Origin of the sequence: Janthinobacterium silvisoli, from assembly GCF_014200725.1 — a bacterium.
Taxonomy (GTDB): domain Bacteria; phylum Pseudomonadota; class Gammaproteobacteria; order Burkholderiales; family Burkholderiaceae_D; genus Janthinobacterium.
Genome location: NZ_JACHCL010000006.1, coordinates 221,965 through 246,175 on the forward strand (window position 1 = coordinate 221,965; position 24,211 = coordinate 246,175).

The window sequence follows — 24,211 nt, forward strand, 5'->3', positions numbered from 1 at the left end:
ACAATAGTCGTCAACGTCAGAAATCCTAGTCTCTGTGGCCCGCGGCTGTAAATGGAATTTGCGCCTGCGGCTGCGGCACGTGACGGCTATCTGGCTCAGCCGTGATCTGGCGCAGATGAATTGTTACCAAATCCTTGTTGCCAGCGGGCGCAGACCAGCTTATATAGAGTAACGACAACATTGCACGCACCCTGCCAGGCGCCCAAGGTGCGCCGTGGCGCTGGCTAGCTCGCTTATAATTGCCCCGCACAAATTGGCGCGCAAAATCAAACGAAAGACATGACACGCATGACATCTTCAACCTCCGCTGGCAACGCTGGCTCGAAACCGCCCCCGAAAGGCAGCAAAACCAAACGCTTTTTCCTGATGGCCCTGTTCTCCGTGCTGGGCCTCGGGGTAGTCGGCGTTTTGCTGGTGGTGTTTGGCCTGGCGATGGCGTACCCGAACCTGCCTGCGCTCGATACCCTGACCGACTATCGGCCAAAGATGCCGCTGCGTATCTTCACGTCCGATGGCGTGCTGATCGGTGAGTTTGGCGAGGAGCGCCGCAATATGGTGCACATCAAGAATGTTCCTGACGTGATGAAGAAAGCCGTGCTGGCCATCGAGGATGACCGTTTCTATGAACATGGCGGCGTCGATTACCTGGGCATTACCCGCGCAGCCCTGCACAACCTGACGGGCGGCGCCAAGCAAGGCGCCTCGACCATCACGCAGCAGGTGGCGCGCAATTTCTTCCTGTCCAGCGAACAGACCTTGAAGCGCAAGGCCTATGAAGTCTTGCTGGCATGGAAGATCGAGCAAAATCTCAGCAAGGACCAGATCCTGGAAGTCTATATGAACCAGATTTATCTGGGGCAGCGCGCCTATGGCTTCGCCTCGGCCGCGCAAATCTATTTTGGTAAGGATATCAAGGACATCACCGTGGCGGAAGCTGCCATGCTGGCCGGCTTGCCGAAAGCGCCGTCGGCCTACAACCCGGTGGTCAATCCGAAACGCGCGCGGATGCGCCAGCAATACATCCTGCAACGTATGGCGCAGCTGGGCTACATCACGCCAGCCCAGTACGAGACGGCAAAAAATGAAGAGCTGAAGGTCAAGACCGACAGCAGCTCATTTGGCGTGCACGCCGAATATGTGTCGGAAATGGCGCGCCAGCTGGTCTACGAGCAATTCAAGGAAGACACCTATACGCGCGGCCTGAACGTCTACACCACCATCACCAAGGCTGACCAGGATGCCGCCTATCTGTCCTTGCGCAAGGGCGTGATGGATTACGAAAAGCGCCACGGCTACCGCGGCCCGGAATCGTATATCGAGATTCCAAAAACCAAGGCTGAGGCGGACGATGCGATTGAAACGGAACTGGCCGACCACCCTGACAGCGACGACATCATCGCCGCCATGGTGCTGCAGGCATCGCCCAAGTCGATCCAGGCCGTCACCTCGGCCGGTGAAGAGATCAGCATCACCGGCCCCGGCCTGACCTTCGGTGCCGCCTGGCTGTCGGACAAGGCTGCGCCTAACCGCCGCATCAAGCGCGGCGCCGTGATCCGCGTCTCGCAGGAAGGCAGCAACTGGGTCTTGACGCAAATGCCTGAAGTGCAATCGGCCTTCATCTCGGCCAGCACCAGCGACGGCGCCATCCGCGCCATGGTGGGCGGCTTCGATTACAACCGCAACAAGTTCAACCACGTGACGCAGGCATGGCGCCAGCCGGGCTCGTCCTTTAAACCCTTCATTTATTCCGCTTCGCTGGAACGCGGTTTGTCGCCATCGACCATCATCAACGATGCGCCTATTTCGTTTGACGCAGGCCAGACGGGCGGCCAGGCGTGGGAGCCGAAGAACTACGACAGCAAATACGAAGGTCCGATGACCATGCGCAAGGGCTTGATGAAATCGAAGAACATGATTTCCATCCGTATCCTGCACAAGATCGGCGCCAAGTATGGCCAGGAATACGCCACCCGCTTCGGCTTTGATGCAGACAAGAATCCGCCCTACCTGACCCTGGCCTTGGGCGCCGGCAACGTGACGCCGCTGCAGATGGCGGGCGCGTATGCCGTGTTCGCCAACGGCGGCTACAAGATCAATCCCTACCTGATCGCCAAGGTGACCGATAGCGATGGCAAGATCTTGTCGCAAGCCAACCCGGACAAGGCTGGCGATGAAGCCCACCGCGTGATCGACGAACGCAATGCCTTCCTGATGAACAGCATGCTCAACGACGTGGTGCGCCACGGCACGGCCATCAAGGCGATGTCATTGAAACGCACTGACCTGGCCGGCAAGACGGGCACCACCAACGATTCCATCGATGCCTGGTTCGCCGGTTATCAAGCCAAGCTGGTGGGCATCGCCTGGATCGGCTACGACCAGCCGCGCAACCTGGGCAACCGAGAAACGGGCGGCGGCCTGGCCTTGCCGATCTGGGTCAATTACATGGCCACGGCGCTGAAGAATATTCCAATCGAGGAACGCGCCGTGCCCGATGGGCTGATCCTCGTGGGCGACGAGTACTACTATGCGGAAAACCCGCCGGGCACGGGCGTGGGCAGCCTGGAAGGCGCAGCGCGGGGCACGCCGGAGGAAGAGAAAGCAAAAGAGGCCGTGAAGAACGAGCTCTTCTAAAAACACCCAACAGTACCTACTGCGCGTCGTGCTTTGCAGCCTGCGATGCTCACCGTACTAAAGTACGGTTGCGCTTCTTAGCCACAAAGCACTGCCGCTCGCTACGGTTCTGTTGGGCGTTTTAACATAAAAAAGGCAGACTTTTTCAGTCTGCCTTTTTATTGTCTCTGCAAAAACCTAGGCACAGAGTTTATTTCAACACCACCTTGGTACCCGCCTGCTCGCTGGCCATGGTCGACAAGGCGGCGAACAGTTCGCTGTCGTCGCGCGTATTGCGCCATTCGTCGCCGACGCGTTTGTAATGGAAGCCACCGGAACGGGCGGCGATCCACATTTCGCGCATGGGGGCCTGGCTGTTGACGATGATTTTCGTGCCGTTATCGATGAACTCGATTTCCAGCACATTGCCGCTGCGGCTGCATTCGACGTCGAGCACGTCCTCATCGTTCAGCCGGTCCAGCGCCGCCTCGATGTCTGTCAGGGTGGCTTCGGCCAGGGCCAGGAATTCCGATTCGCTCATGCTACACTCCAAAGATCTTAATCAAACCGTGATTCTAATCGTGAAGTCATCCTCAGCGTTTTATATCGGCACCGCCATTGTGGTTACTAGCCTGCTGGCAGGCTGCGGCCAGCCCGGCCCCCTGTACCTGCCCAAGCCACCGGCCGCCAAACCGGCGCCAGCCAAGGGCCCGATCCAGCCGGCCGCCGTGCCGCCGCCACCGGAAATCGTTCCTTAAATCGAACGCGCCGGGGTGCTTGCCGCCCTGGCGCTTTTCGCCCGCTTGCTCCAGGCGTAATACACGCGAATTAACAGCAGTAACAAGACGATGCCACCAAACAGCGTCGGTTGCGCAAAATTATGCTTGCCTGCCTTCATCCACCAGAAGTGCAGGATGCCCAGCGGCGCGATCACATAAATTAGCCGATGCAACCACTGCCAGCGCTTGCCCCCCAGGCGCTTGACCATGCCGTTCGTGCTGGTCAGGGCCAGCGGTATCAGCAAGACAAAGGCAATAAACCCCACCGTGATGAACGGGCGCTTGAGCACATCAGCCCACATTTCCTGGACATCAAAGAAATGATCGAACCATAAAAAGGTCATGAAGTGCAGGAAGGCGTAAAAAAACGCAAACAGGCCCAGCATGCGACGCAGCTTGATCAGCCAATTCCACTGCGTGAGGCGCCGCAAGGGCGTCACGGCCAGGCTGATGCACAGCAAATACAGGGTCCAGTCGCCGGTGCCGCGCGTAATGAATTCCAGCGGCTCGACCAGCTGCCCTGAATACGTCAGCCAGACCATGCGTGCAAACGGCAGCAGCGCCAGCACGAAGATCAGGCTTTTCAGCCAGCTCAGCTGCCTGGGCGTAGGGTTAAGGTTGAAACTGAGGGCCATCGGCGTCCTTAAAAGAATTTCTTCAGATCCATGCCCGCATACAGTGGCGCGACCTCGTTATAGCCGTTGAACATCAGGGTCTTGCGCTTGCGTGCGAAGAAACCGTCTTCGCCGATGCGCCGTTCGCTCGCTTGCGACCAGCGCGGATGATCGACGTCCGGGTTTACATTCGAGTAAAAGCCGTATTCGGCGGGGGCCGTCAGATTCCAGGCCGTGCGCGGCTGGTCCTTGACGAAACGGATCTTGACGATGGACTTGGCCGATTTAAAACCATACTTCCACGGCAATACCATGCGCACGGGCGCTCCATTCTGGTTCGGCAAGGTTTCGCCATACATGCCCAGGGTTAGCATTGCCAGCGGGTGGTTCGCCTCGTCGATGCGCAAGCCTTCCACATACGGCCATTGCAGCACGCGGCTGCCCACGCCCGGCATCTGCTTCTTGTCGGCCAGGCTGATGAATTCCACATACTTGGCGTTGCCGGTCGGCTCGACTTTCTTGATGATTTCCGAAAAGGAATAACCGATCCAAGGGATCACCATCGACCAGCCTTCCACGCAGCGCAAGCGGTACACGCGCTCTTCCAGCGGCGCCAGTTTCAACAGCGCATCGAGGTCCAGCGTCATCGGCTTTTTCACTTCGCCTTCGATACTGACCGTCCACGGACGCGTGCGCAAAGTGCCCGCATTTTGCGCCGGATCGCTTTTATCGGTGCCGAATTCGTAGAAATTATTGTAGGTGGTGGCGTCTTTGTAGGCGGTCTGCTTGTCCTGCACCGAATACGCGGGATTGAGCTTGGCGGCCAGCTTGGGATTGCTGCCTTGCGCGTAGGCGTCGCGGCTGAGCATCTCCAGCAGCGCGGCGCTGGAGATAGAGCCGAGCGCAGCTTGTTTGATGAAACTGCGGCGCGCTTCAAACACGGCGCGCGGCGTAATTTCAGAAGAAAAAGGCAAATTGATGCCGTTGGGACTGCGTTTGATCAACATGGAAACTCCGGAAAAAGTGCAGGTCTCTTGGTCTACAACCGATGAGACTACCTTACACCAATTCCGAAATGCCGTTTATAAAGCTTCCGTGATACTTCTAATGTGAGCAAAAAAAGTTCAGGGCAAGGCGCCTTGCCGCAGGCAGTACGAATAGTACGACCAGGCAAGGCAACGCCGCCATGGGCTTTTTATCGGACACATTACAGCTTGCCGTAGGAGTGCAGACCGGAGAGGAACATATTTACGCCCAGGAAAGCAAACGTCGTCACCAGCAAGCCGACCAGCGCCCACCAGGCAGCCACGCGGCCGCGCAAGCCCGTCACCAAGCGCATGTGCAGCCAGGCGGCATAATTGAGCCAGACGATCAGCGCCCAGGTTTCTTTCGGATCCCACGACCAGTAGCCACCCCAGGCTTCAGCCGCCCACAGCGCGCCCAGGATGGTGGCCACAGTGAAGAACGCGAAACCGATGGAAATCGCCTTGTACATGACGTCGTCCAGCACTTCCAGCGATGGCAAACGGTCGACCAGGTAGCCACTCGATTTCAGCAGATAGGCGGACGCCACCATGGCCGACAGCGAGAACGTGCCGTAGCCGATGAAGTTGGCCGGTACGTGGATCTTCATCCACCAGCTTTGCAGGGCCGGCACCAGCGGCTGGATATCGGCCGCATCGCGCGTGACCGTGTACCACAGCAGGAACACCACGGCGGCCGTTATCACCAGCATGACGAAGGCGCCCAGCTGGCGCGTGGCGTAATGCTGTTCGTAGTACAGGTAAAACATGGCCGTGATCAGAGAAAACAGGATGAACACTTCATACAGGTTCGACACCGGGATGTGGCCTACGTCAGCACCGATCAGGTAAGACTCGTACCAGCGCACCAGCATGCCCGTCAGGCCCAGCACCACACCGGCCCAGCACAGCACGGAACCGATGGACGAACCGAAGTCCGTGCGTGTAATCAGGCTGATCCAGTAAAACAGGGTAGCCAGCACGAACAAGGTGCCCATCCACAGGATGGCCGATTGGCTCGACAACATGTATTTCAGGAAAAACTTCTGGTTTGCCATGTCCAGCTGGCCACCGTACAGGCTGATGGCAAACAAGGACAGCAAGGCAGCGGCAGGAATCAGCCAGCGCACGGGTTTCCAGTACCAGCCCAGCCAGGCAAAGGTGGGCGCGGCCGCCAGCAAGATGGCTTTTTCATAGATATCCATGAATTCGCCATAGCGCGCCAGGCCGAACAGGGCCGCCGCCAGCAAGCCAGCACCGTACACCCAGTCAACCAGGCTCAGGCGTTTAAAGAAACCCGGCTCCTGGGTATATGTTTGCTTATCTGCCAATTCCATCATTTCTCTCCATGTCAGGCAAAGTTGCCCTTAGGCAATTATCTCTGTGCGCAGCTTACGCCGATTGTGGCAGTTTGCGCTTTAATATCTCAAATTCTTTTTCAAAGTCCAGGGTCTTGCGTTGCGTGCTCATGGCCATTACTGCCTCGCTGCCGCCCTTGCCCTCTTCATCGCCTGCCACATCGCGTATCCAGACCCACAGGCGGCGCTCACGGATATAGAACATGGAAAACACGCCGATCACCAGGAACAGGCAACCGAGGTAGACCACGCTCTTGCCCGGCGAACGCGTCACCTGCAGCACCGATGCCTTGATTTCCGTGAAGTCTTCCAGTTGCAGATACACGGGCGCGCCATAGAAGAAGCTGTCGGACAGCGCATTGGTGGCCAGTTGCAAAAAGCGGCCATGGGCTTCATCCGCCTCGACGCTCTTCAAGCCATCCTTGACCCGTGCCACCTGCCACAAGTCCCACAGGCTGCCGTTCAGGATCTTCATGAAGATATCGGCAGCCTTTTCCTGCTCAGCGGGTGGAACTTTTTCCAGGAAATGCGAAATAGCCAGGAAGCCGCCCTCCTTTCCATTGCCGGCAAAGATGGCCAGGCTCTTGGCGGCCGATTCCTGCAGCTGGACACGCAAGGCTGCCGCGTCCGCCTGCGGCATGGCCCGCTGCGCATATTGTCCGGCCGCCTGCTCGCGCAATGCCGGATCTTGCAGCGCGGCGCGCAAGCGCATCCATTCGCTCACGCCATGATTGTCATCGGCGGGAATACGCAGATAGCTGAACGGATCGCCAGGATTGACGCGCATGCCGGCCAAAAAGACGGTAGCGCCGTCGACTGTGACGGGCTGCATATAATTCTGGTACTCGCGCGCCTGGCCCGTCTTGTCGCGCAGAATGTATTGCACGCTGGGGCCCACATTCTTCAAGTCCTTGTTATGCGCATTCTTGGCAGCCGAACCCAGGCGCTTGTCCAGGCCCACGGCGAATTTCTCGTTGAAACTTTCCGACTTGTTGACCGCGCGCACATCCTGGCCCGCGCTGACGTTTTCCACGTTGAAAGGACGGAAACCGGTCCACTCCACCGTGTAGGCATTGTCGTCGCCACCGGCCAGCGGCGTCTTGCCGCCCACCGCGCCATTGATGTCGAAACGCTGGTCCATCTTGCCCGTCATGGGAAAGCCTGTCAGCTTGAGCTTGCTGCCGCCATCTTCAAAGCTGGACTGGTACAGCGCCAGGCCCTTGTAGATCAGCGGTTCATTGACCTTGATGGTGGCCGGGAAAGACTTGCCCGTTTCATGGTCGGTGATCACCACATCGCTGGCGAACAGCTTGGGCATGCCGGTGCTGTAAAAATCGATATGGAATTTTTTCAGCAAAATGGTGATGGGCAAATCCTGGATCAGCACGCCATCGGCCTGGGGAATGATGGCGGTGGTGCTCGACGAGCCTTCCGGGATCATGGTATTGCCACGGAAGGTAGGGTTGGCCAAGCTCAAACGGTGCTCGGCAGGAATCTCGGCGATCACGCCGTCGCCGGCAAACGGCGTCTTGCCGAACACCCATTGCTGTATGCGGATCGGCATTTCCGAATCGAGCAAGCCGCCCACGCAAATGACGACGATAGCGCCATGGGCAAAGATATACCCCCATTTGTTGGCGCCGCCCCGCTTCGCCGCCACCAGGGTAGCGTCCCCTTTGGTCACCAGCTTGGTCTGGTAACCGGCATCCTTCAGGCGCTGCGCCGTCTGCTGCGCCAGCTCGGCACGCGCCAGCGGCGTTTGCCATTCCATCTTGTGGTGAAAGTTGCGCAGCGATTGTTCGCGCACGTTTTCGCGCCAGCTGCGCATATCCTTGAGCATCTTGGGCCCATTGCGCACGATGCACAGGGAGGTGGAGGCGACCAGGAAACCCATGATCACCAGGAACCACCAGGCCGAATACACCGAATACAGGCTCAGCTTGTCGAAGACGGCAAACCAGAACGGACCGAACTGGTTGACATAGTTGGGCATCGGCTCATTCTGCTTGAGCACGGTGCCGATAATGGACGCCACGGCGATCAGGGTCAGCAGGCTGATGGCAAAGCGCATCGACGATACCAGCTCGACGAATTCGGCAAGGCTGCGGCGCTGCGTTTTTATTTCGATTCCGGTCGTGCTGGTGCTCATACCTTGATACTCATACTGAATCTGCAATCTTTGAAGGGGGATTTCGGGTGGTTGACAGTAGCCCGCGCAAGGGGGCAGCATACTCCTGTTTGCGCCGCATTTTGTAAAAAAGGGCAGCCTGTGCAGGCTACCCTTTCGTATTATCCGCACAAGCGTGCATGAGAAGCAATACTATGAAATTATTTCAAGCCGGCAATATAATCGGCCACGGCGGCGATCTCGTCGTCGGACATACGGCTGGCGATGGTATGCATCGGTGCACTGTTCTTGCGGGCGTCCGCCTTGGTGCTGCGGAACAGGGTCAGCTGGGCAACCGTATAGTCCTGATGCTGACCGGCAATGCGCGGATACTGGATGGGGATGCCATTGCCCGTCGCGCCATGACAGCTGGCACAGGCGGCTATTTGCTTGCCGGCGATGCCACCGCGGTAAATCTTCTTGCCCAGATCGATCGTATCCTTGTTCTTGGCGGTGCCCGGCTTGGCGACTTGCGCAGCCAGATAGGCAGCGATATTTTTCTTGTCGGCGTCGCTGAGCATCTTGGCGTAGGTCGACATCACGGCCTGGTTGCGCTCTGGCGTCGTGAAATCGACCAGCTGCTTGTACAGATAGCTTTCATGCTGGCCAGCCAGCTTGGGATTGGCGACGATGGTGGAATTACCGGCAGCGCCATGGCAAGACATGCAGGCAGGCAAGCCGCGCGCCGCATCGCCATCGCTGTACAGGGTGGAACCCTTGCCAGCGTCAACCTTGACGGCAGCGGCAGGAGCATGGGCAGGTTTCGTTTCTTCGACCGCGGAAGCAGTTGCCGATACAGCCAGCAAAGCAAGCAGCATGGATTTGACAAACGGTGAAAACGCACGATTCATTCAAGCACCCTGGGACAGTGAGAAATTAGTGGTGGACCTTGCCGCGCTCCTGGGATTTTTGCTTTATTTTCAGGGCCGCAAGCCGCATCGCTGCTACGCCGGCAACAATAAGCAACCCCTTATTGTACAATAGCTTTTTAGCGTTATCGTTCTCTTATCGCTCCCTTTTGCAGCTTTACTACTCCCATGTCAAAACTCTGGCAAGCCCGCTTCTTTACGACCGTCAACCAACTGCGTGACCTGCCCGATACCACGGTGCCGGAAATCGCATTTGCCGGCCGCTCCAATGCCGGTAAATCGACCGCCATCAACATCTTATGTAATCAGAAAGGCTTGGCGTTCGCCTCCAAGACCCCTGGCCGTACCCAGCACATCAATTACTTCTCCATCGGCGGCGCCCACGTGGGCCAGCACCGCAAGGACGCCACCATCGTCGAGGAGATCGAATGCCTGCTGGTCGACTTGCCTGGTTACGGCTATGCGGAAGTATCGGGCTCGGCCAAGCTGCACTGGCAACGCTTGCTGGGCGACTATGTGCAGCGCCGCGAGCAATTGGCGGGCTTGATCCTGATCATGGATTCGCGCCGTCCGTTCACGGACCTGGACATCCAGATGCTGGAATGGTTCGCGCCGACCGGCAAGCCTATTCACTGCATCCTGACCAAGGTCGATAAGCTCAACCGCAATGAATCGGTGAACGCCCTGCGCCAGGCCAAGGCTAAGCTGGACAGCTACGTGGATGAAGACGGCATCGGCTTCCCATTCACCGTCCAGCTGTTCTCCGCCCTGAAACGCGTCGGTATCGACGAAGCCAATGACAAGATCATGGAACTGGCCGGCATCAGCGAAGACGGTGCGGCTCAGATGGTCGAGCTGATCGAGATGGAAGACGACGTGGAACCGGAGTCGGACAAGCCAGCCTGATCATCCTGATTGATCAGCGCAGCATGAAAAAAGCGGCCACTGGCCGCTTTTTTCATGGATGACAGCAGGTTAGCGCCGTCTTGGGGCCGAGGTCTTCTCGGAAAAGAATTCCTGGCGCAGGAAAGCCGTCAGTTCAGCCGTATCTTCCACCCTGGCGCTGAGGTTCACATTGCGTCCCAGGCGGCGCGATTCCCAGACGAAATCACCGGGTTTTTCCGCGCGGATCAGCTGGATCATCTTCTTGATGATGGCCGATTCGATGTCCGGTTCGTTGCCGATATCCACTCTTTCCTGCTTCAGCCAGTTGCGCTTGAAGTTGCCATTCCAGCCCCGGAACTTGACTTCGGCACTGAACGACGTCTGGTTGACGATGGAAAATACGCCGCCCGAATCCTCGCTGTCACTACCCGAGTTGCGGCCTTGCGCGCCGGCGATATTCGCCTTGGCGATGCGGATGGCGCGGTCGTTATCGCTTTCCTCGGCTGGCGGCGCCGGCTGCTGCGCCTGGCGCTGCTGGCGGCGCTGCTCGATCATGGTGGCCATGTCTTCCGCTGGTGGCGGCGGCAACGGCACTTTCGACACCACCGGTGGCGTAAAGGTTTCCAGCTTCGGCTTGGTGCTCGGCGTATTTTTTGTCACCACCGGCTTGCTCGGCGACGGCGGCGGCTTCACCTTGGCCACCTTGGTGTCCTTCGGTTTCGGCGTAGGCTTCGGTTTAGGCTCGGGCTGCGATGGCGGCGTGTTCTTCATTGGCGTGATATACACCATCGCGCTTTCTTTCTTCGGCGTCAGAATTTTTTCAATCTTGTCACTATGAAACACGGCATACAAGGCCACCAGCACGTGCAGCAACACCGTCACACCCAAGATAATCTTGCGATTCTTGTTCGTCTCAGATCCGTAGGCGGCTGGAGGCTGTATCAATTGACCGCAGGTAGGACAATAGTCTGAATCGGCAGCCATCGGGTGGGTCGTGTCATGCAAAATGAATCGTGCTTTCTTTGTAGCAGTAATCTTAGCGGATAACCAGTGTGCCAGAGTCACTGGCATTTGGGAACACTTCCAGTCGCGATGCAACCCGAAGCGTACAGGATCACGGCATTCCTTGCAGCGACTACCAGAGTACCCCAGTCGCCCCTTGACGGTTGTTACCGTATGTATCATGGGACCTTACAAAAATGGCGCCCCGTTCATGCAGAAAGGGGCGCCAGCCAGGGCAGATACACCACTCAAGCCTTGCTGTCGAGCACCAGCAATTGTTCATCCGTTAATGGTCCCGTACCGCTGTATTTATCGAGGAACAAGTAAATGACGGGTGTGATGAACAAGGTGATAACTTGCGAGAAAAGCAAGCCACCTACGACCGCCAGACCCAGCGGCTGGCGCAGTTCCGCGCCCGCCCCCAGGCCCAGGGCGATCGGCAAGGCGCCCATCAGGGCGGCAGCCGAGGTCATCATGATCGGGCGGAAACGCAGGATACACGCCTGGCGGATCGCTTCGGCCGGACGCATGCCTTCATTGCGCTGCGCATGCAGGGCGAAGTCGATCATCATGATGGCGTTTTTCTTGACGATGCCGATCAGCATCAGGATGCCGATGATGGCGATCATGGTCAGGTCCATGCCGAACAGGCGCAGGGTCAGCAGTGCTCCGACGGCCGCCGACGGCAAGCCCGCCAGGATGGTCAGCGGGTGGATATAGCTTTCATACAATACCCCCAGCAGCACATAGATCACCGCCAATGCCGCAATGATCAGGATAATCTGGCTCGCTTGCGAATCCTGGAACACGGCAGCATCGCCGCCATAGCGCGTGATGATGGATGGTGGTAAGTTCATTTCCTTGCCCAGCACATCGATCTTGCCGGTGGCGATACCCAGCGGCACGTCCGGCGCCAGGTTGAAGGCGATCGTCACGGCTTGCAGCTGGCCCTGGTGATTGACAGCCGTGGGGCCGATGGTGCGTTCCACATGGGCAATCGAAGACAGTTTCACCAGCTCGCCCGACTTGCTGCGCACCGACACACGCGTGAGCGCATCGTCGTACTGGCGGTCCGGCGTGGCCGCTTCCAGGATCACGTAATAGCTGGCGGCCGAGGAATAGATGGTCGACACTTGCCGCTCGCCAAAGGCGCTGTACAGGGCCGTGCGGATATCGGACATTTGCACGCCCAGCATATTGGCCTTGTCGCGGTCGATCTTCAACGACGCTTGCAGCCCCTTGATCTGCGAATCGCTGGTGACGTCGCGGAAAGCCGGATCGGCGCGCATGCCGGCGATAAACTTTTCAGCCCAGTCATTGAGCGCATCGGGGCTGACGCTTTGCAAGGTGTATTGATAACGGCTTTTACTTTGGCGCCCACCCAGCTGCAAGTTTTGCACGGGACGGAAATACACGGCCATGCCGGGCACGGTACTGCTTGCGCGGCGCAGGTTTTCCAGCACCACCGGCATTTTCGGCCGTTCGCTGCGCGGTTTCAAGACCATGAACATGCGGCCCGTATTGCCGCCGCCCACAAACGAGGTCACGTCCTGCACGCTGGGGTCGGCCTTGAGCACGGCGGCCACCCGGCCTTGCAGGGCTTGCAGCGCCTCCGATGAAATATCTTCCGAGGCTTCCGTATTGACCTGGATCTGTCCCAGGTCTTCTTCCGGGAAGAAACCTTTCGGGATGGTGGCGTACAACACCACCGTCAAGGCAAAAGTGCCCACGGCGATCAACAGCACCACGTTGCGGTGGCCCAGCGCCAGGTCCAGCAGACGTACATAGCCATTGCGCAAGCGCGTAAAGCCCGCCTCGAAGTGACGGCCGATAAACGTCATTTCGCCATGGCCCGCTTCGTCGCCGTGGTGTTCGCGCGAATCAGCCGGCAAGAAGCGGCTGGCCAGCATCGGCACCAGGGTCAGCGAGACGATGGCCGACACCAGGATCGACAGCGAAACGACGACGGCGAATTCGTGGAACAGCAAGCCGATCACGCCCGGCATGAAAAAGATGGGGATGAACACGGCCACCAGAGAGACGGAAATCGAAATAATGGTAAAACCCATTTCCTTCGCGCCCACCAGCGCCGCCTGGATCGGCTTCTTGCCCATCTCGATATGGCGCACGATGTTTTCCAGCACCACGATGGCGTCATCGACCACCAGGCCCACGGCCAGGGTGATGCCCAGCAGGGACACGTTGTCCAGGCTATAACCGAGCCAGTACAGCAGGGCCAGCGCGCCCAGCAGCGAGATCGGCATGGTGACGGCGGGAATGAAGGTGGCGGCGACGCGGTGCAGGAACAGGAAAATCACCAGCACCACCAGGATCACCGTCAGCGCCAGCGTCAGGTTGACGTCGTGAATCGCTTCGCGGATCGACAGCGAGCGGTCATTCACCAGGCTGATCTGTATCGATTGCGGCAATTGCGCCTTGAAGCCAGGCAAGAGCTTGCGCACGCCATCGACCACCTGCACCGTATTGGCGTCCGGTTGACGCTGCACCATCAGGCTGATCGAACGCTCGCCGTTGAAACTGCCGGCCGCCTTGATCGACTGGAAGCTGTCTTCCACTTCGGCCACTTCCTTCAGGCGCACGGGCTGGCCATTACGCGTGGCAACGATCAGTTCGGCAAAATCGGCCGCCTTCATCATTTGCGGATTGCCCTGGATAGTCAGCGTCTGGCTGGGGCCATCGAGTATGCCCAGTGGGGAATTCGTATTGGCCGTACGTAAGGCAGCAGCCAGCTCATCCATCGTCAAATTACGCGCGTTCATCATGTCGGAACGGGCGCGCACGCGCACGGCAAAACGTTTCTGGCCATTCACGCTGACCTGGGCTACGCCAGGCAAGGTCGACAGGCTGGGAGCGATCAGGTTTTCTGCGTAATCGTTGAGGTCCGACAAGTTCAGCGACGGCGAGGTCATCTGGATGAACAGTACCGGCGCATCGGCCGGATTGACCTTGCGGTAGGACGGCAAGTCCGTCATTTCCGTCGGCAACTGGCGCTGTGCGCGCAGCAAGGCTGCCTGCACGTCGACGGCTGCCTCGTTCACGTTGATACTGGGGTCGAACTCCAGGGTCAGCGAGGTATTGCCCAGGGTACTGGTCGACGTGATCAGGCTCAGGCCGGCAATTGTGGAAAACTGCTTTTCCAGCGGCAAGGCCACCGACGACGCCATCGTGTCGGGGCTGGCGCCGGCCAGGTCGGCGCTGACGTTGATGACGGGCGTGTTATAGCTCGGCAATGCGGCCACTGGAATCTTGCCATAGGCCAGCACGCCAGCCAGGATCACCGTCAGCGACAGCAGCACCACCATGACGGGGCGGCGGATGCTCAGTTCGGATAAATTCATGCTGCTTTGCCCGATGCTGTGCTGGCCACCGGTTCAGCACCGGACGCGGCCTTGTGTTGTTCGGCCAACCTTAGCTTGCTGCCCGGACGCAAGTTCTGCTTGCCATCGACAACCACCTTTTCATCGCCGTTCAAGCCGGTGACGACGGCATTCAAGCCAAACGCATAGACGCGCGTGATAGTGCGCATCTTGGCCGTGCCGTCCGCTTCCATGGAATACACGAAAGTGCCTGCGGTGGTGGTGATGATGGCGTTTTGCGGTATCACCAGCGCGTCTTTCAGCGTATGCACGGTCAGTTGCGTGTTGACGTACTGGCCTGGCCACAAATCGGTGCCGCCATTATTGAAACGGGCCTTGACCTTGATTACGCCGGTAGCAGGATCGACGGCATTGTCGATAAAGCTGAGCTTGCCCTGCAACTGCTTGCCGCCCGCATCCGACAACAGCGCGGCAACCGGTACATCGCCCGCCTTCTGCGCCGCCAGCAAGCCCGACAGGCTGCTTTCCGGCAAGGTAAACGATACGTCGATCGGATCGAGCTGGGTAATGCTGGTCAAGGACATGGTCGGCTGCACCAGGCTGCCCGGGTACACGCCGATGCCCCCCACGCGGCCCGCTTGCGGGGCACGCAGCACGGTGTAGCTGGAATCGACCTGGGCCGCGCGCAGGGCGGCCTGGTCCGCTGCCAGCAAGGCGCGCGCCGCATCGAGCTGGCTTTGCAGGGTATCGACGGCGCCCTGGGCGATGAAATTCTTGCTCAGCAAGTCCTGACTGCGCTTGAGCTGGCGTTCGAAGTCCAGCACCGAAGCGCGGTCGCGCAACACTTGCGCCTGGGCTTTCTCGACATTTGCGTGTTCGCTGCGAGCATCCAGCGTGAACATCAGCTCACCCTGCTTGACGAACTGGCCTTCGCGGATATGCACCTTGGTAATGGTGCTGGTGGTTTGCGCATGCAGGTCGACACTGCTGATCGGCATTACGCTGCCATTGGCTTGCAACACCATCGGCACGTCCTGGCGCAATGGCATCACCACGCTGACCGTGGTCGGGGCTTGGCCACCCTTGCTAGCCTGGCCGCTTGCCGCTACGCCAGGCTGATGATTGAAATACCAGATGCCGCCACCGATACACAGGGCCGCACCCACCAGGATTACCAGGCTAGTTTTTTTCATTGTTCCGTCACGCTGTCGCGACGCGGGGCCGCAGATTGAATTAATTGCCACGTGGCATTAAGCGCAATATTGTCGCATGAAAAGCATCACTTTCCTGCGTAATATTGCGGCACAATCAGCGTTACTTCCAATCCACCATCGACATGGTTGGACAACAAAACGGTGGCGCCGTGCTGCTCGGCGATGTTACGGGCGATCGTCAGGCCCAGTCCGGTACCGCCCGATTCACGCGAACGCGAGGTTTCAATGCGGTAGAACGGTTCGAATACTTTGGCCAGCTGGTCCGGCGCAATACCGGGGCCGCCGTCGCGGATGCGGATGCGCGCCGCACCCGTGATGCGCTCGACCGTGACTTGCGCATACTGGCCATATTTGACCGCATTGTCGATCAAATTCACCAGGCAGCGGCGCATGGCGATCGGCCGCCCCATCAGGGCCATGCCCGCATGGCCGGCCAGGGTCACTTTCTGGCCCGCATCGGTGGCGTCCGAACATACGCTATCGAGCAGGGAATCGAGGTCGAGCGCCTGCATCGCTTCCGTGCTATCCATCGAACGGGCCAGGTCCAGTCCTTCCTTGACCATGCTTTGCATGGCCGACAAGTCGCCTACCAGGCGGTCGTACAGTTCCGAATCGGCCACTTTTTCCAGGCGCAAACGCAAGCGCGTGAGCGGCGTCTGCAAGTCGTGCGTGATGGCGGCCAGCATTTGGGTACGCTGGAAAATATGCTGGCGGATACGCGCCTGCATGGCGTTGAAGGCGGCGCTGGCCTGGCGAATCTCGCTGGCGCCCGACAGGGCCAGCGGCGGATGGTTGATATCGTTACCCAGGTCTTTCGCAGCCTGCGCCAGTTGCTTGAGCGGGCGCATGGTCATGCGCGTGACCAGATAAGCGAGGATGGCGATGCTGATCAGGAATGGCAGCAAGGTAACCCAGTCGCTATGCTCGCCAAACGGCGGCTGCTGGCGCGGTGGCAAGACCAGCAGGCGCAGCACATGGCCGTCCTGCATGCGCACGTCGAGGTTTTCGCAAGTGCCCCCCCATTGTTTGGGTGCAAACAGGCCAGTCGGCTTGCGCGGCTTGGCGCAGGCTGCCGGGCGGTCAGCCAATGGGGTGACCTTGAACGCCTCGCCCAGCTTGGCTTGCAGGGCGGTAGAGAATTCCGTGGCCTGGCCCGGCTGCTGTTCAGCTTCGGGACGCAGTTCAAGACGTACGCTACCCTTGTTGGCGACCTTCAGGTAGGCGGCGCGCGACGCCAGCGGCACCACGTCGGCCGCCATCACGAGCTGTTCAGCCCGTTCAACGGCGTGAAAGTCACGGTATTGTTCCAGCGCCCGCTGGCGTTCGCCCACGGCCAGCCACTGTGTCAGCGCGGCCGAAGCGACCACACCGAACAGCAGCACCATGAATACTCGTCCTGTCATCGAGCCGAAGAAGGCCCTCATGCGTGGGGCTCCACATTTACCTGGCCTGCCAGGACGTAGCCTCCATTGCGGACGGTTTTGATAATTTGCGGCAAGCGCGCATCTTCACCAAGCTTTTGCCGCAGGCGGCTGATCTGGATATCGATCGAGCGGTCAAATGGGTCGGCATCACGGCCCTGCGTCAGGTTCAGCAACTGATCGCGGTTCAGCACGCGGTTGGGATGCTCAAGGAACACGCGCAGCAAGCGGAATTCTGCGCCCGACAGCATGATCACCAAGCCGTTCGGGTTAAGCAAGTGGCGCGCCGTCAAGTCCAGCGTCCAGCCCGAGAAGCGGATCTGCTGCGCCTTGTCCGATGGTGCATTCGATGGCATGGCGTGGCTGCGGCGCAGCACGCTGCGTATGCGGGCCAGCAACTCGCGCGGTTCAAACGGTTTCGGCAAATAATCGTCGGCGCCCATTTCCAGGCCCAGGATACGGTCCAGTGGCTCATTGCGCGCCGTCAACATAATCACGGGCACGGCCGATTGCGCGCGCAGCTTGCGGCACAGGGTCAGGCCATCGTCGCCGGGCAAGTTCAAATCGAGCACGATCAGGTCGGGACGCGTTTCGTCGAGCACTTTCCACATGGCAGTGCCGTCGGCCGCCCCCAGGGTACGGTAGGCGTTCGTTTCCAGATAGTCGGCCAACAAGGTGCGAATGTCGCGGTCGTCGTCGACGATGAGAATTGTAGAAGTGGATTCCATATGGCGAATTATCCCCACTTCAGCCCCCTCTGCACAGTGCATTTGTATCGTCTTGTATATAGAAGACCCGACGAAACATATAGATACAAACTGTCGGGGACCGGACACTTCGTTGAAACATGCGCCATTCAACATGGCTTCATGTGCACTCACATGTACATCTTCTCAATTATAAAGGAATCAAGATGAACACCTCATTTAATAGCCTAAGCAAAAAATTGATCATCGCCATGAGCGTGCTCGGCATGGGTGCCGCATCGCTGACCGTCCACGCCCAGGAAGCAGCCGCTGGCGCACCTGCCGCCAGCGCCAATGTCGCAGGCCAGCATGGCGGGCACCGTGGCGGCAACCCTGCCGAACGCATGGCCAAATACCAGGCACGCCTGCATGACAAACTGAAACTGACCGCTGCGCAAGAACCGGCCTGGGCCACTTTCACGGCCGCCAATGCGCCGAAAGCCCCGACCGGCGACTGGAAAGCCAAGCGCGAAGCGTTTGCCAAACTGTCGGCGCCTGAACGCATGGAGCAATGGATCGCCATGTCGAAAGAGCGTATCGCCAGCCAGGAAAGCCGTCTGGCTTCGCTGAAAACGTTCTACGCAGTACTGACGCCAGAACAGCAAAAAGTGTTTGACGACAGTGTTCCAGGCGGCAAACATGCGGGCTGGCGCGGCCAGCACCGTGGCGGCATGCAGCATAAAGCCGGCTAATCGTTCAGCCGTGCAGTAAAAGAAAAGGCCTGTTATGCAGGCCTTTTCTTATTGGTAGCGCGAGTGGATGCTTACACTCAGTTCAGCTTGGACAAGGAAGCAAGGAAAGTTTCCGCGTTCTGGAAGCCGATCACGCGCGAGTGCGGGATCTCTTGTCCTTGTGCATTGAACAAGATGATGCCCGGTGGGCCAAACAGCTGGAAGCGTTTCAGCATGGCTTTGTCATCGGCATCGTTGGCCGTCACATCGACTTGCAGCAAGACCGATTGCGCCATCTTGTCGCGCACGGCAGGGTTTGTGAAGGTCAGCTTTTCCATTTCCTTGCAGGACACGCACCAGTCCGCATAAAAATCCAGCAAGGCCGTCTTGCCATTCAGCTGCGCCAGCGCTGCGTCGAGCTGGGCCACGGTTTTCACGCGCACGAAGGCTTGCTCATGTGCCGCCTGGCCACCGCCCAGGTGCGACAACGGCGACAGCGGGTCGCGGCCACCGCTGGCCACGCCCACCAGCTGCAAGGCGCCCAGTACGGTAATGGCCAGCGCGAGCGCCTTGCCGACCCAGGCGTTTTTACTGGTGCTGTGGCCGGTCAGCACATACATGCCGTAACCGATAAAGAGCACCGTCCAGCCCAGCATTTGCACAGCGCCAGGCAGTACCGGCGACACCAGCCACCAGGCCACGCCCAGCAGCAGCACGCCAAAGAAGCGTTTTACGGCATCCATCCAGGCGCCTGCGCGCGGCAGCAAGGTACCGGCCGACACGCCCACCAGTATCAAGGGCACGCTCATGCCCACCGCCATCGCAAACAAGGCGCTGCCGCCGATCACCACATCGCGCGTCTGGCTGATGTACAGCAAGGCGCCAGCCAGCGGTGCCGCCACGCAAGGGCCCACGATCAGCGCGGAAATGGCGCCCATCACGAACACGCCGGCCAGGCGGCCCGAGGATTGATTATTCGATACAGAAGTGAGCTTGCCTTGCAAGAAAGCCGGCACCTGTAATTCATAAAAACCGAACATGGACAGCGACAGGCCTGCCATCAGCAAGGCGAAGCAGCCCAGCACCCACGGGTTTTGCAGCTTGGCTGCCAGGCCTTCGCCCGCCAGGCCCGCCGCCACGCCCAGCGCCGTGTAGACGATGGCCATGCCCAGCGCGTAGGTCAGTGACAGCAGCAAGCCGCGAGTACGGCTGACCTTGGCGCCATCGCCGACGATGATCGACGACAGGATAGGCACCATCGGCAGCACGCAAGGCGTAAATGCCAGGCCAAGGCCGAGCAACATGAACAGCGGCACGATCACCAGCAGCTTGCCGCCTTTCAGGGCCGATTCGATCTTGCCCATCTCGCCAGCGGGCGCCGCCGCGGCATTGGCCACTGGAGCGGCCGGCACGGCGTCCGGCGTGCTGGTGATATCGGCTTGCGGAATACTCAGCACGGATACGCCAGGCGAGGCTTGCGCCTGCGGGCCATTCACGGCCGCCGTATCGACCGCCGGCGCGCCAGGCAGCGCAAATTTCGACGCCACGGCGCCTGGTACCGTACTTTGCCCGCCGCCACCACCCACCAGCTGGGCTTGTGCATCTTGCGGCGCATAACATAAGCCCTTGTCGGAACAGCCCTGGCCAGTGACTTTCAGGGTAAAGCTGCCTGCAGCTTCAACCGGAATGGTGATGGTCACGCTGTGGCGATAGGTTTCCACTTTTTTCTGGAACGTCTCGTCGAATTTGACCTTGCCGGCCGGATACACCGGCGCACCCAGCTTGCCATTCACGGCCTGGAACTTGAAATGCTCGCGGTACATATAGTAGCCATCGGCAATCTCATACGTCACGGCAACGGTAGACGGATCTTGCATGCGCGCCGAAAACTTGAAGGCCAGCTCGGGATCGAGAAATTCGTCATCGGCGGCATGGGCGGCGCCGGCGCCAAAGATCAGCATAGCCAGGACCAGGCAGGCGCTCAGCCAGGCCATCACAAGGTGCAAGGGAGAAGAGGCGCGCGCGGCAGCGCGGCGAGGGAAACGGGACATGGACTACCTTTTATCTACCATTCGACAGGAGACGCGCGGAACAGGGAGTACGGGCGAAGGTCGTACGAAGGGCCGGCGCGAAAGGAGAATAGTACACTGCAGCAAGGATGACTGCAGCAGAAAACAAAAAAGCCAGGCTAGGCCTGGCTTTCAATACTGCAGTTGTTGCTCAGCGATTACTCGCCAGCGACTTCAACAGCTTCGGTCGTGTCTGGACGATCCATCAGCTCAACAAAAGCCATAGGAGCGTTGTCGCCGACGCGGAAACCCATTTTCAGGATACGTACATAACCACCGTTACGGTTGGCAAAACGTGGGCCCAGTTCAGCGAACAGTTTCACAACCATTTCGCGGTCGCGCAGACGGCTGAATGCCAGACGCTTGTTTGCCAGGGTGTCGGTTTTGCCCAGGGTCAGAATTGGCTCAACAACGCGGCGCAGTTCTTTTGCTTTTGGCAGGGTGGTTTTGATCGCTTCGTGACGCAGCAGCGATACTGTCATGTTGCGCAGCATTGCCAGACGGTGGGACGAGGTACGATTCAGTTTACGGAGGCCGTGACCATGACGCATGATAAATCCTTTTAATAAGAGTTTTAATCCAGTTCTTCGATCGGTTCAATGAGACTTTCGTCTTCATCAGCCGCGGACCGGTTGGGTACTTCAAAAATAAAAGCCTGGGACACCTGTCCCAGGCAGTTTGCTACAACTACGTATTACTTTTCCAGGCCAGCAGGCGGCCAGTTTTCCAGCTTCATGCCCAAGGTCAAGCCGCGCGATGCCAGCACTTCCTTGATTTCGTTCAGGGACTTGCGGCCCAGATTTGGCGTTTTCAGCAGTTCGTTTTCCGAACGTTGGATCAAGTCGCCGATGTAGTAGATGTTTTCCGCTTTCAGGCAGTTTGCCGAACGCACGGTCAACTCCAGGTCGTCGACTGGACGCAACAGGATAGGATCGACCAGCGGAGCGCGCGATGGCGCTTCGGCGGCGGCTTCCGTGCCTTCCAGGGCAGCGAACACATTCAACTGGTCTACCAGAACGCGAGCCGATTGACGGATCGCTTCTTCCGGCGAGATCACGCCGTTGGTTTCGATGTTGATGATCAGCTTATCCAGGTCGGTACGCTGTTCGACGCGAGCCGATTCAACGAAATACGACACGCGGCGCACTGGCGAGAACGACGCGTCCAGGATGATGCGGCCGATGGTCTTGTTCGTGTCTTCCGACAGGCGACGCACGTTACCAGGAACGTAGCCGCGGCCTTTTTCAACCTTGATCTGCATGTCCAGCTTGCCACCAGCGGTCAGGTGGGCGATCACGTGGTCAGGGTTGATCAGTTCGACGTCATGCGGCAGGTCGATGTCGGAGGCCAGGATGGCGCCTTCGCCTTCTTTTTTCAGTGTCAGGGTTACGGAATCGCGGTTGTGGACTTTGAAAACCACACCCTTCAAGTTCAGCAACAGATCGACGACGTCTTCTTGCACGCCATCGAGGGAAGAATATTCGTGTACGACGCCAGCGATCGTCACTTCGGTCGGCGCGTAGCCTACCATCGACGACAGCAAGACGCGGCGCAACGCGTTACCCAATGTATGGCCATAGCCGCGTTCGAACGGCTCCATCACTACTTTAGCGTGGCCGGCGCCCAGCGCCTCTACATCGATAATACGTGGCTTCAACAAACTGTTTTGCATGAAATGTCCTTTTCAATACCCTCGGCTCATTACACCGATAAGGCTGATGGCATTAGTAAAACGCCCACTCGACTGAGTGGGCGGGAGTCTTGCTAACTACTATTAACGCGAGTACAGCTCGACGATCAGCGATTCGTTGACGTCGTTAGCGATTTCGTTACGCTCTGGCAGGGACTTGAAGGTACCTTCCATTTTCTTGGCATCAACCGAAACCCAGCTAGGCATACCAACTTGTTCAGCCAGCGACAGTGCTTCAACGATACGCACTTGCTTTTTCGACTTTTCGCGAACAGCAACAACGTCGCCTACTTTGACCGAGTACGAAGCGATGTTGACAACGATACCGTTCACGGTGAACGCTTTGTGGCTGACCAGTTGACGCGCTTCAGCGCGGGTCGAGCCAAAGCCCATGCGGTAGCAAACGTTGTCCAGACGCGTTTCCAGCAACTTCAACAGCGTTTCGCCGGTGTTGCCTTTACGACGGTCAGCTTCAGCGAAGTAGCGGCGGAATTGACGTTCCAGCACGCCGTACATGCGTTTTACTTTTTGCTTTTCGCGCAGTTGGTTACCGTAGTCCGAGGTGCGGGCGCCGGATTTAACACCGTGCTGGCCTGGTTTGACGTCCAGTTTGCACTTGCTGTCCAGCGAACGGCGTGCGCTCTTCAGGAACAGGTCTGTACCTTCACGGCGGGAAAGTTTTGCTTTAGGTCCGATATAACGTGCCACGATACTTCCTTTTTTTAAATGATAACGCCCCAGCCACATGCATGATCAAACACACTGATGCGGTTAGGCGCTAGTCTGATTTGGTTTCAATCAGACGGTGGCTGAAAACGAAAAACCCGTCAAACAGGATTTGACAGGCAAGAACAGCCGGGCAGTATAACCGTTTCCGGCTCCCTGCTCCAGCGTTTTCACACAACTGTACTGTTTACTGCATACAGCAAAGCAGCTGGCGCCGAGGCGCCCTCTGCAACACTGTCTTAGATACGACGACGTTTCGGTGGACGGCAACCGTTGTGCGGTACCGGCGTCACGTCCTGGATCTCGGTGATCTTGATGCCCAGGTTGTTCAGCGCGCGAACAGCGGATTCACGACCAGGACCTGGGCCCTTGATACGTACTTCCAGGTTCTTCACGCCACACTCAACAGCAACTTTACCAGCGGCTTCTGCGGCGACCTGCGCTGCAAACGGGGTCGATTTACGCGAACCCTTGAAGCCAGCACCGCCCGAAGTGGCCCACGACAAGGCATTGCCTTGACGATCGGTGATGGTAATGATGGTGTTGTTGAACGATGCGTGGACATGTGCGATGCCTTCAGCGACGTTCTTTTTGACTTTTTTACGCACGCGTGCTGATGCGGCGTTATTTTGCGACTTGGCCATAATTATTCCCTAGCGGATTATTTTTTCAGCGATTGAGCGGCTTTACGCGGTCCCTTGCGGGTACGTGCGTTCGTACGCGTACGCTGGCCACGGCAAGGCAGACCCTTGCGATGACGCATGCCACGGTAGCAACCCAGATCCATCAAACGCTTGATGTTCATCGAGAGTTCACGACGCAGATCGCCTTCGACGATGAATTTACCTACTTCATCGCGCAGCTTTTCCAGTTCGCTGTCGTCCAGATCTTTGATCTTTTTGTTGGTTGCTACACCGGTCGATGCACAGATTTTCTCTGCGCGTGGACGGCCCACACCGTAGATGGCTGTCAGGCCGATAACGGTATGCTGATGATTTGGGATATTAACCCCTGCAATACGTGCCAT

At 58.5% G+C, this 24,211-nt stretch carries 21 protein-coding genes; 4 read left to right on the forward strand and 17 right to left on the reverse strand.

Features of this window, described 5'->3' with window-relative positions; genetic code table 11:
* Positions 1-288: 288 nt before the first annotated feature.
* A complete protein-coding gene (locus tag HDE75_RS22665) occupies positions 289-2,634 on the forward strand; it encodes a penicillin-binding protein 1A (RefSeq protein WP_183680756.1) in 2,346 nt (781 codons plus the stop codon).
* Between the two features lie 190 nt (positions 2,635-2,824).
* On the opposite strand, the gene cyaY is transcribed toward HDE75_RS22665, so the two are convergent.
* Complete coding sequence (cyaY, locus tag HDE75_RS22670; RefSeq protein ID WP_183680758.1) at positions 2,825-3,154, reverse strand: iron donor protein CyaY; 330 nt, start codon at positions 3,152-3,154, stop codon at positions 2,825-2,827.
* Between the two features lie 40 nt (positions 3,155-3,194).
* On the opposite strand from cyaY, the gene lptM reads away from it, so the two are divergent.
* Complete coding sequence (gene lptM, locus HDE75_RS26610) at positions 3,195-3,371, forward strand: LPS translocon maturation chaperone LptM (RefSeq protein WP_300760036.1); 177 nt, start codon at positions 3,195-3,197, stop codon at positions 3,369-3,371.
* Here the strand turns inward: lptM and HDE75_RS22680 are convergent.
* The 5 genes from HDE75_RS22680 to HDE75_RS22700 form a co-directional block, all read right to left on the reverse strand.
* Entirely contained in the window at positions 3,368-4,027 is a 660-nt protein-coding gene (locus tag HDE75_RS22680; protein ID WP_183680760.1) for a protein-methionine-sulfoxide reductase heme-binding subunit MsrQ, read from the reverse strand. The genes lptM and HDE75_RS22680 overlap by 4 nt on opposite strands.
* A gap of 8 nt (positions 4,028-4,035) precedes the next feature.
* Positions 4,036-5,013 (reverse strand): protein-methionine-sulfoxide reductase catalytic subunit MsrP, encoded by a 978-nt coding sequence (gene msrP, locus HDE75_RS22685; RefSeq protein ID WP_183680763.1) that lies wholly within the window; start codon positions 5,011-5,013, stop codon positions 4,036-4,038.
* A 200-nt stretch (positions 5,014-5,213) separates the two neighbouring features.
* Positions 5,214-6,365: a c-type cytochrome biogenesis protein CcsB gene (gene ccsB / locus HDE75_RS22690; RefSeq protein WP_183680764.1), complete on the reverse strand. Its 1,152-nt coding sequence runs from the start codon at positions 6,363-6,365 to the stop codon at positions 5,214-5,216.
* Positions 6,366-6,420: 55 nt separating this feature from the next.
* Positions 6,421-8,535 (reverse strand): cytochrome c biogenesis protein ResB, encoded by a 2,115-nt coding sequence (locus HDE75_RS22695; protein WP_183680766.1) that lies wholly within the window; start codon positions 8,533-8,535, stop codon positions 6,421-6,423.
* Between the two features lie 179 nt (positions 8,536-8,714).
* Positions 8,715-9,404 (reverse strand): c-type cytochrome, encoded by a 690-nt coding sequence (locus tag HDE75_RS22700; protein ID WP_183680768.1) that lies wholly within the window; start codon positions 9,402-9,404, stop codon positions 8,715-8,717.
* A gap of 186 nt (positions 9,405-9,590) precedes the next feature.
* On the opposite strand from HDE75_RS22700, the gene yihA reads away from it, so the two are divergent.
* The gene (gene yihA, locus HDE75_RS22705) at positions 9,591-10,328 is read left to right on the forward strand and encodes a ribosome biogenesis GTP-binding protein YihA/YsxC (RefSeq protein ID WP_183680770.1); all 738 of its coding nucleotides are present in this window, start codon (positions 9,591-9,593) and stop codon (positions 10,326-10,328) included.
* A 69-nt stretch (positions 10,329-10,397) separates the two neighbouring features.
* On the opposite strand, the gene HDE75_RS22710 is transcribed toward yihA, so the two are convergent.
* From HDE75_RS22710 to HDE75_RS22730, 5 genes are all read right to left on the reverse strand, one after another.
* The gene (locus tag HDE75_RS22710; protein WP_311735154.1) at positions 10,398-11,189 is read right to left on the reverse strand and encodes a hypothetical protein; all 792 of its coding nucleotides are present in this window, start codon (positions 11,187-11,189) and stop codon (positions 10,398-10,400) included.
* A gap of 368 nt (positions 11,190-11,557) precedes the next feature.
* Positions 11,558-14,668 (reverse strand): efflux RND transporter permease subunit, encoded by a 3,111-nt coding sequence (locus HDE75_RS22715; RefSeq protein ID WP_183680774.1) that lies wholly within the window; start codon positions 14,666-14,668, stop codon positions 11,558-11,560.
* A complete protein-coding gene (locus tag HDE75_RS22720) occupies positions 14,665-15,840 on the reverse strand; it encodes an efflux RND transporter periplasmic adaptor subunit (protein ID WP_183680776.1) in 1,176 nt (391 codons plus the stop codon). The genes HDE75_RS22715 and HDE75_RS22720 overlap by 4 nt, the downstream gene beginning before the upstream one ends.
* An 86-nt stretch (positions 15,841-15,926) precedes the next feature.
* Complete coding sequence (locus HDE75_RS22725; RefSeq protein ID WP_183680777.1) at positions 15,927-17,285, reverse strand: ATP-binding protein; 1,359 nt, start codon at positions 17,283-17,285, stop codon at positions 15,927-15,929.
* The gene (locus tag HDE75_RS22730) at positions 17,282-18,010 is read right to left on the reverse strand and encodes a response regulator (protein ID WP_183680779.1); all 729 of its coding nucleotides are present in this window, start codon (positions 18,008-18,010) and stop codon (positions 17,282-17,284) included. The genes HDE75_RS22725 and HDE75_RS22730 overlap by 4 nt, the downstream gene beginning before the upstream one ends.
* A 185-nt stretch (positions 18,011-18,195) precedes the next feature.
* On the opposite strand from HDE75_RS22730, the gene HDE75_RS22735 reads away from it, so the two are divergent.
* Positions 18,196-18,720: a Spy/CpxP family protein refolding chaperone gene (locus tag HDE75_RS22735; RefSeq protein ID WP_183680781.1), complete on the forward strand. Its 525-nt coding sequence runs from the start codon at positions 18,196-18,198 to the stop codon at positions 18,718-18,720.
* 77 nt (positions 18,721-18,797) lie between these two features.
* On the opposite strand, the gene dsbD is transcribed toward HDE75_RS22735, so the two are convergent.
* The 6 genes from dsbD to rpsM all read right to left on the reverse strand — a co-directional run bounded on the left by dsbD (position 18,798) and on the right by rpsM (position 24,211).
* The gene (gene dsbD, locus HDE75_RS22740; protein ID WP_183680782.1) at positions 18,798-20,750 is read right to left on the reverse strand and encodes a protein-disulfide reductase DsbD; all 1,953 of its coding nucleotides are present in this window, start codon (positions 20,748-20,750) and stop codon (positions 18,798-18,800) included.
* Between the two features lie 176 nt (positions 20,751-20,926).
* Positions 20,927-21,319: a 50S ribosomal protein L17 gene (rplQ, locus tag HDE75_RS22745; RefSeq protein ID WP_183680783.1), complete on the reverse strand. Its 393-nt coding sequence runs from the start codon at positions 21,317-21,319 to the stop codon at positions 20,927-20,929.
* Between the two features lie 143 nt (positions 21,320-21,462).
* Positions 21,463-22,440 (reverse strand): DNA-directed RNA polymerase subunit alpha, encoded by a 978-nt coding sequence (locus tag HDE75_RS22750; RefSeq protein ID WP_008444343.1) that lies wholly within the window; start codon positions 22,438-22,440, stop codon positions 21,463-21,465.
* 102 nt (positions 22,441-22,542) lie between these two features.
* Positions 22,543-23,166: a 30S ribosomal protein S4 gene (gene rpsD / locus HDE75_RS22755; protein WP_183680784.1), complete on the reverse strand. Its 624-nt coding sequence runs from the start codon at positions 23,164-23,166 to the stop codon at positions 22,543-22,545.
* Between the two features lie 257 nt (positions 23,167-23,423).
* Positions 23,424-23,828 carry a 30S ribosomal protein S11 gene (gene rpsK, locus HDE75_RS22760; RefSeq protein ID WP_010394475.1) on the reverse strand — a complete coding sequence of 135 codons (405 nt, stop codon included), beginning with the start codon at positions 23,826-23,828 and terminating at the stop codon, positions 23,424-23,426.
* Positions 23,829-23,845: 17 nt separating this feature from the next.
* A complete protein-coding gene (rpsM, locus tag HDE75_RS22765) occupies positions 23,846-24,211 on the reverse strand; it encodes a 30S ribosomal protein S13 (protein WP_046681666.1) in 366 nt (121 codons plus the stop codon).

Coding starts and splice junctions, on each gene's coding strand:
- HDE75_RS22665 (WP_183680756.1), top strand. CDS start 289: ATGACATCTTCAACCTCCGCTGGCAACGCTGGCTCGAAACCGCCCCCG.
- cyaY (WP_183680758.1), bottom strand. CDS start 3,154: ATGAGCGAATCGGAATTCCTGGCCCTGGCCGAAGCCACCCTGACAGAC.
- HDE75_RS22680 (WP_183680760.1), bottom strand. CDS start 4,027: ATGGCCCTCAGTTTCAACCTTAACCCTACGCCCAGGCAGCTGAGCTGG.
- msrP (WP_183680763.1), bottom strand. CDS start 5,013: ATGTTGATCAAACGCAGTCCCAACGGCATCAATTTGCCTTTTTCTTCT.
- ccsB (WP_183680764.1), bottom strand. CDS start 6,365: ATGGAATTGGCAGATAAGCAAACATATACCCAGGAGCCGGGTTTCTTT.
- HDE75_RS22695 (WP_183680766.1), bottom strand. CDS start 8,535: ATGAGCACCAGCACGACCGGAATCGAAATAAAAACGCAGCGCCGCAGC.
- HDE75_RS22700 (WP_183680768.1), bottom strand. CDS start 9,404: ATGAATCGTGCGTTTTCACCGTTTGTCAAATCCATGCTGCTTGCTTTG.
- yihA (WP_183680770.1), top strand. CDS start 9,591: ATGTCAAAACTCTGGCAAGCCCGCTTCTTTACGACCGTCAACCAACTG.
- HDE75_RS22715 (WP_183680774.1), bottom strand. CDS start 14,668: ATGAATTTATCCGAACTGAGCATCCGCCGCCCCGTCATGGTGGTGCTG.
- HDE75_RS22720 (WP_183680776.1), bottom strand. CDS start 15,840: ATGAAAAAAACTAGCCTGGTAATCCTGGTGGGTGCGGCCCTGTGTATC.
- HDE75_RS22725 (WP_183680777.1), bottom strand. CDS start 17,285: ATGAGGGCCTTCTTCGGCTCGATGACAGGACGAGTATTCATGGTGCTG.
- HDE75_RS22730 (WP_183680779.1), bottom strand. CDS start 18,010: ATGGAATCCACTTCTACAATTCTCATCGTCGACGACGACCGCGACATT.
- HDE75_RS22735 (WP_183680781.1), top strand. CDS start 18,196: ATGAACACCTCATTTAATAGCCTAAGCAAAAAATTGATCATCGCCATG.
- dsbD (WP_183680782.1), bottom strand. CDS start 20,750: ATGTCCCGTTTCCCTCGCCGCGCTGCCGCGCGCGCCTCTTCTCCCTTG.
- rplQ (WP_183680783.1), bottom strand. CDS start 21,319: ATGCGTCATGGTCACGGCCTCCGTAAACTGAATCGTACCTCGTCCCAC.
- HDE75_RS22750 (WP_008444343.1), bottom strand. CDS start 22,440: ATGCAAAACAGTTTGTTGAAGCCACGTATTATCGATGTAGAGGCGCTG.
- rpsK (WP_010394475.1), bottom strand. CDS start 23,828: ATGGCCAAGTCGCAAAATAACGCCGCATCAGCACGCGTGCGTAAAAAA.
- rpsM (WP_046681666.1), bottom strand. CDS start 24,211: ATGGCACGTATTGCAGGGGTTAATATCCCAAATCATCAGCATACCGTT.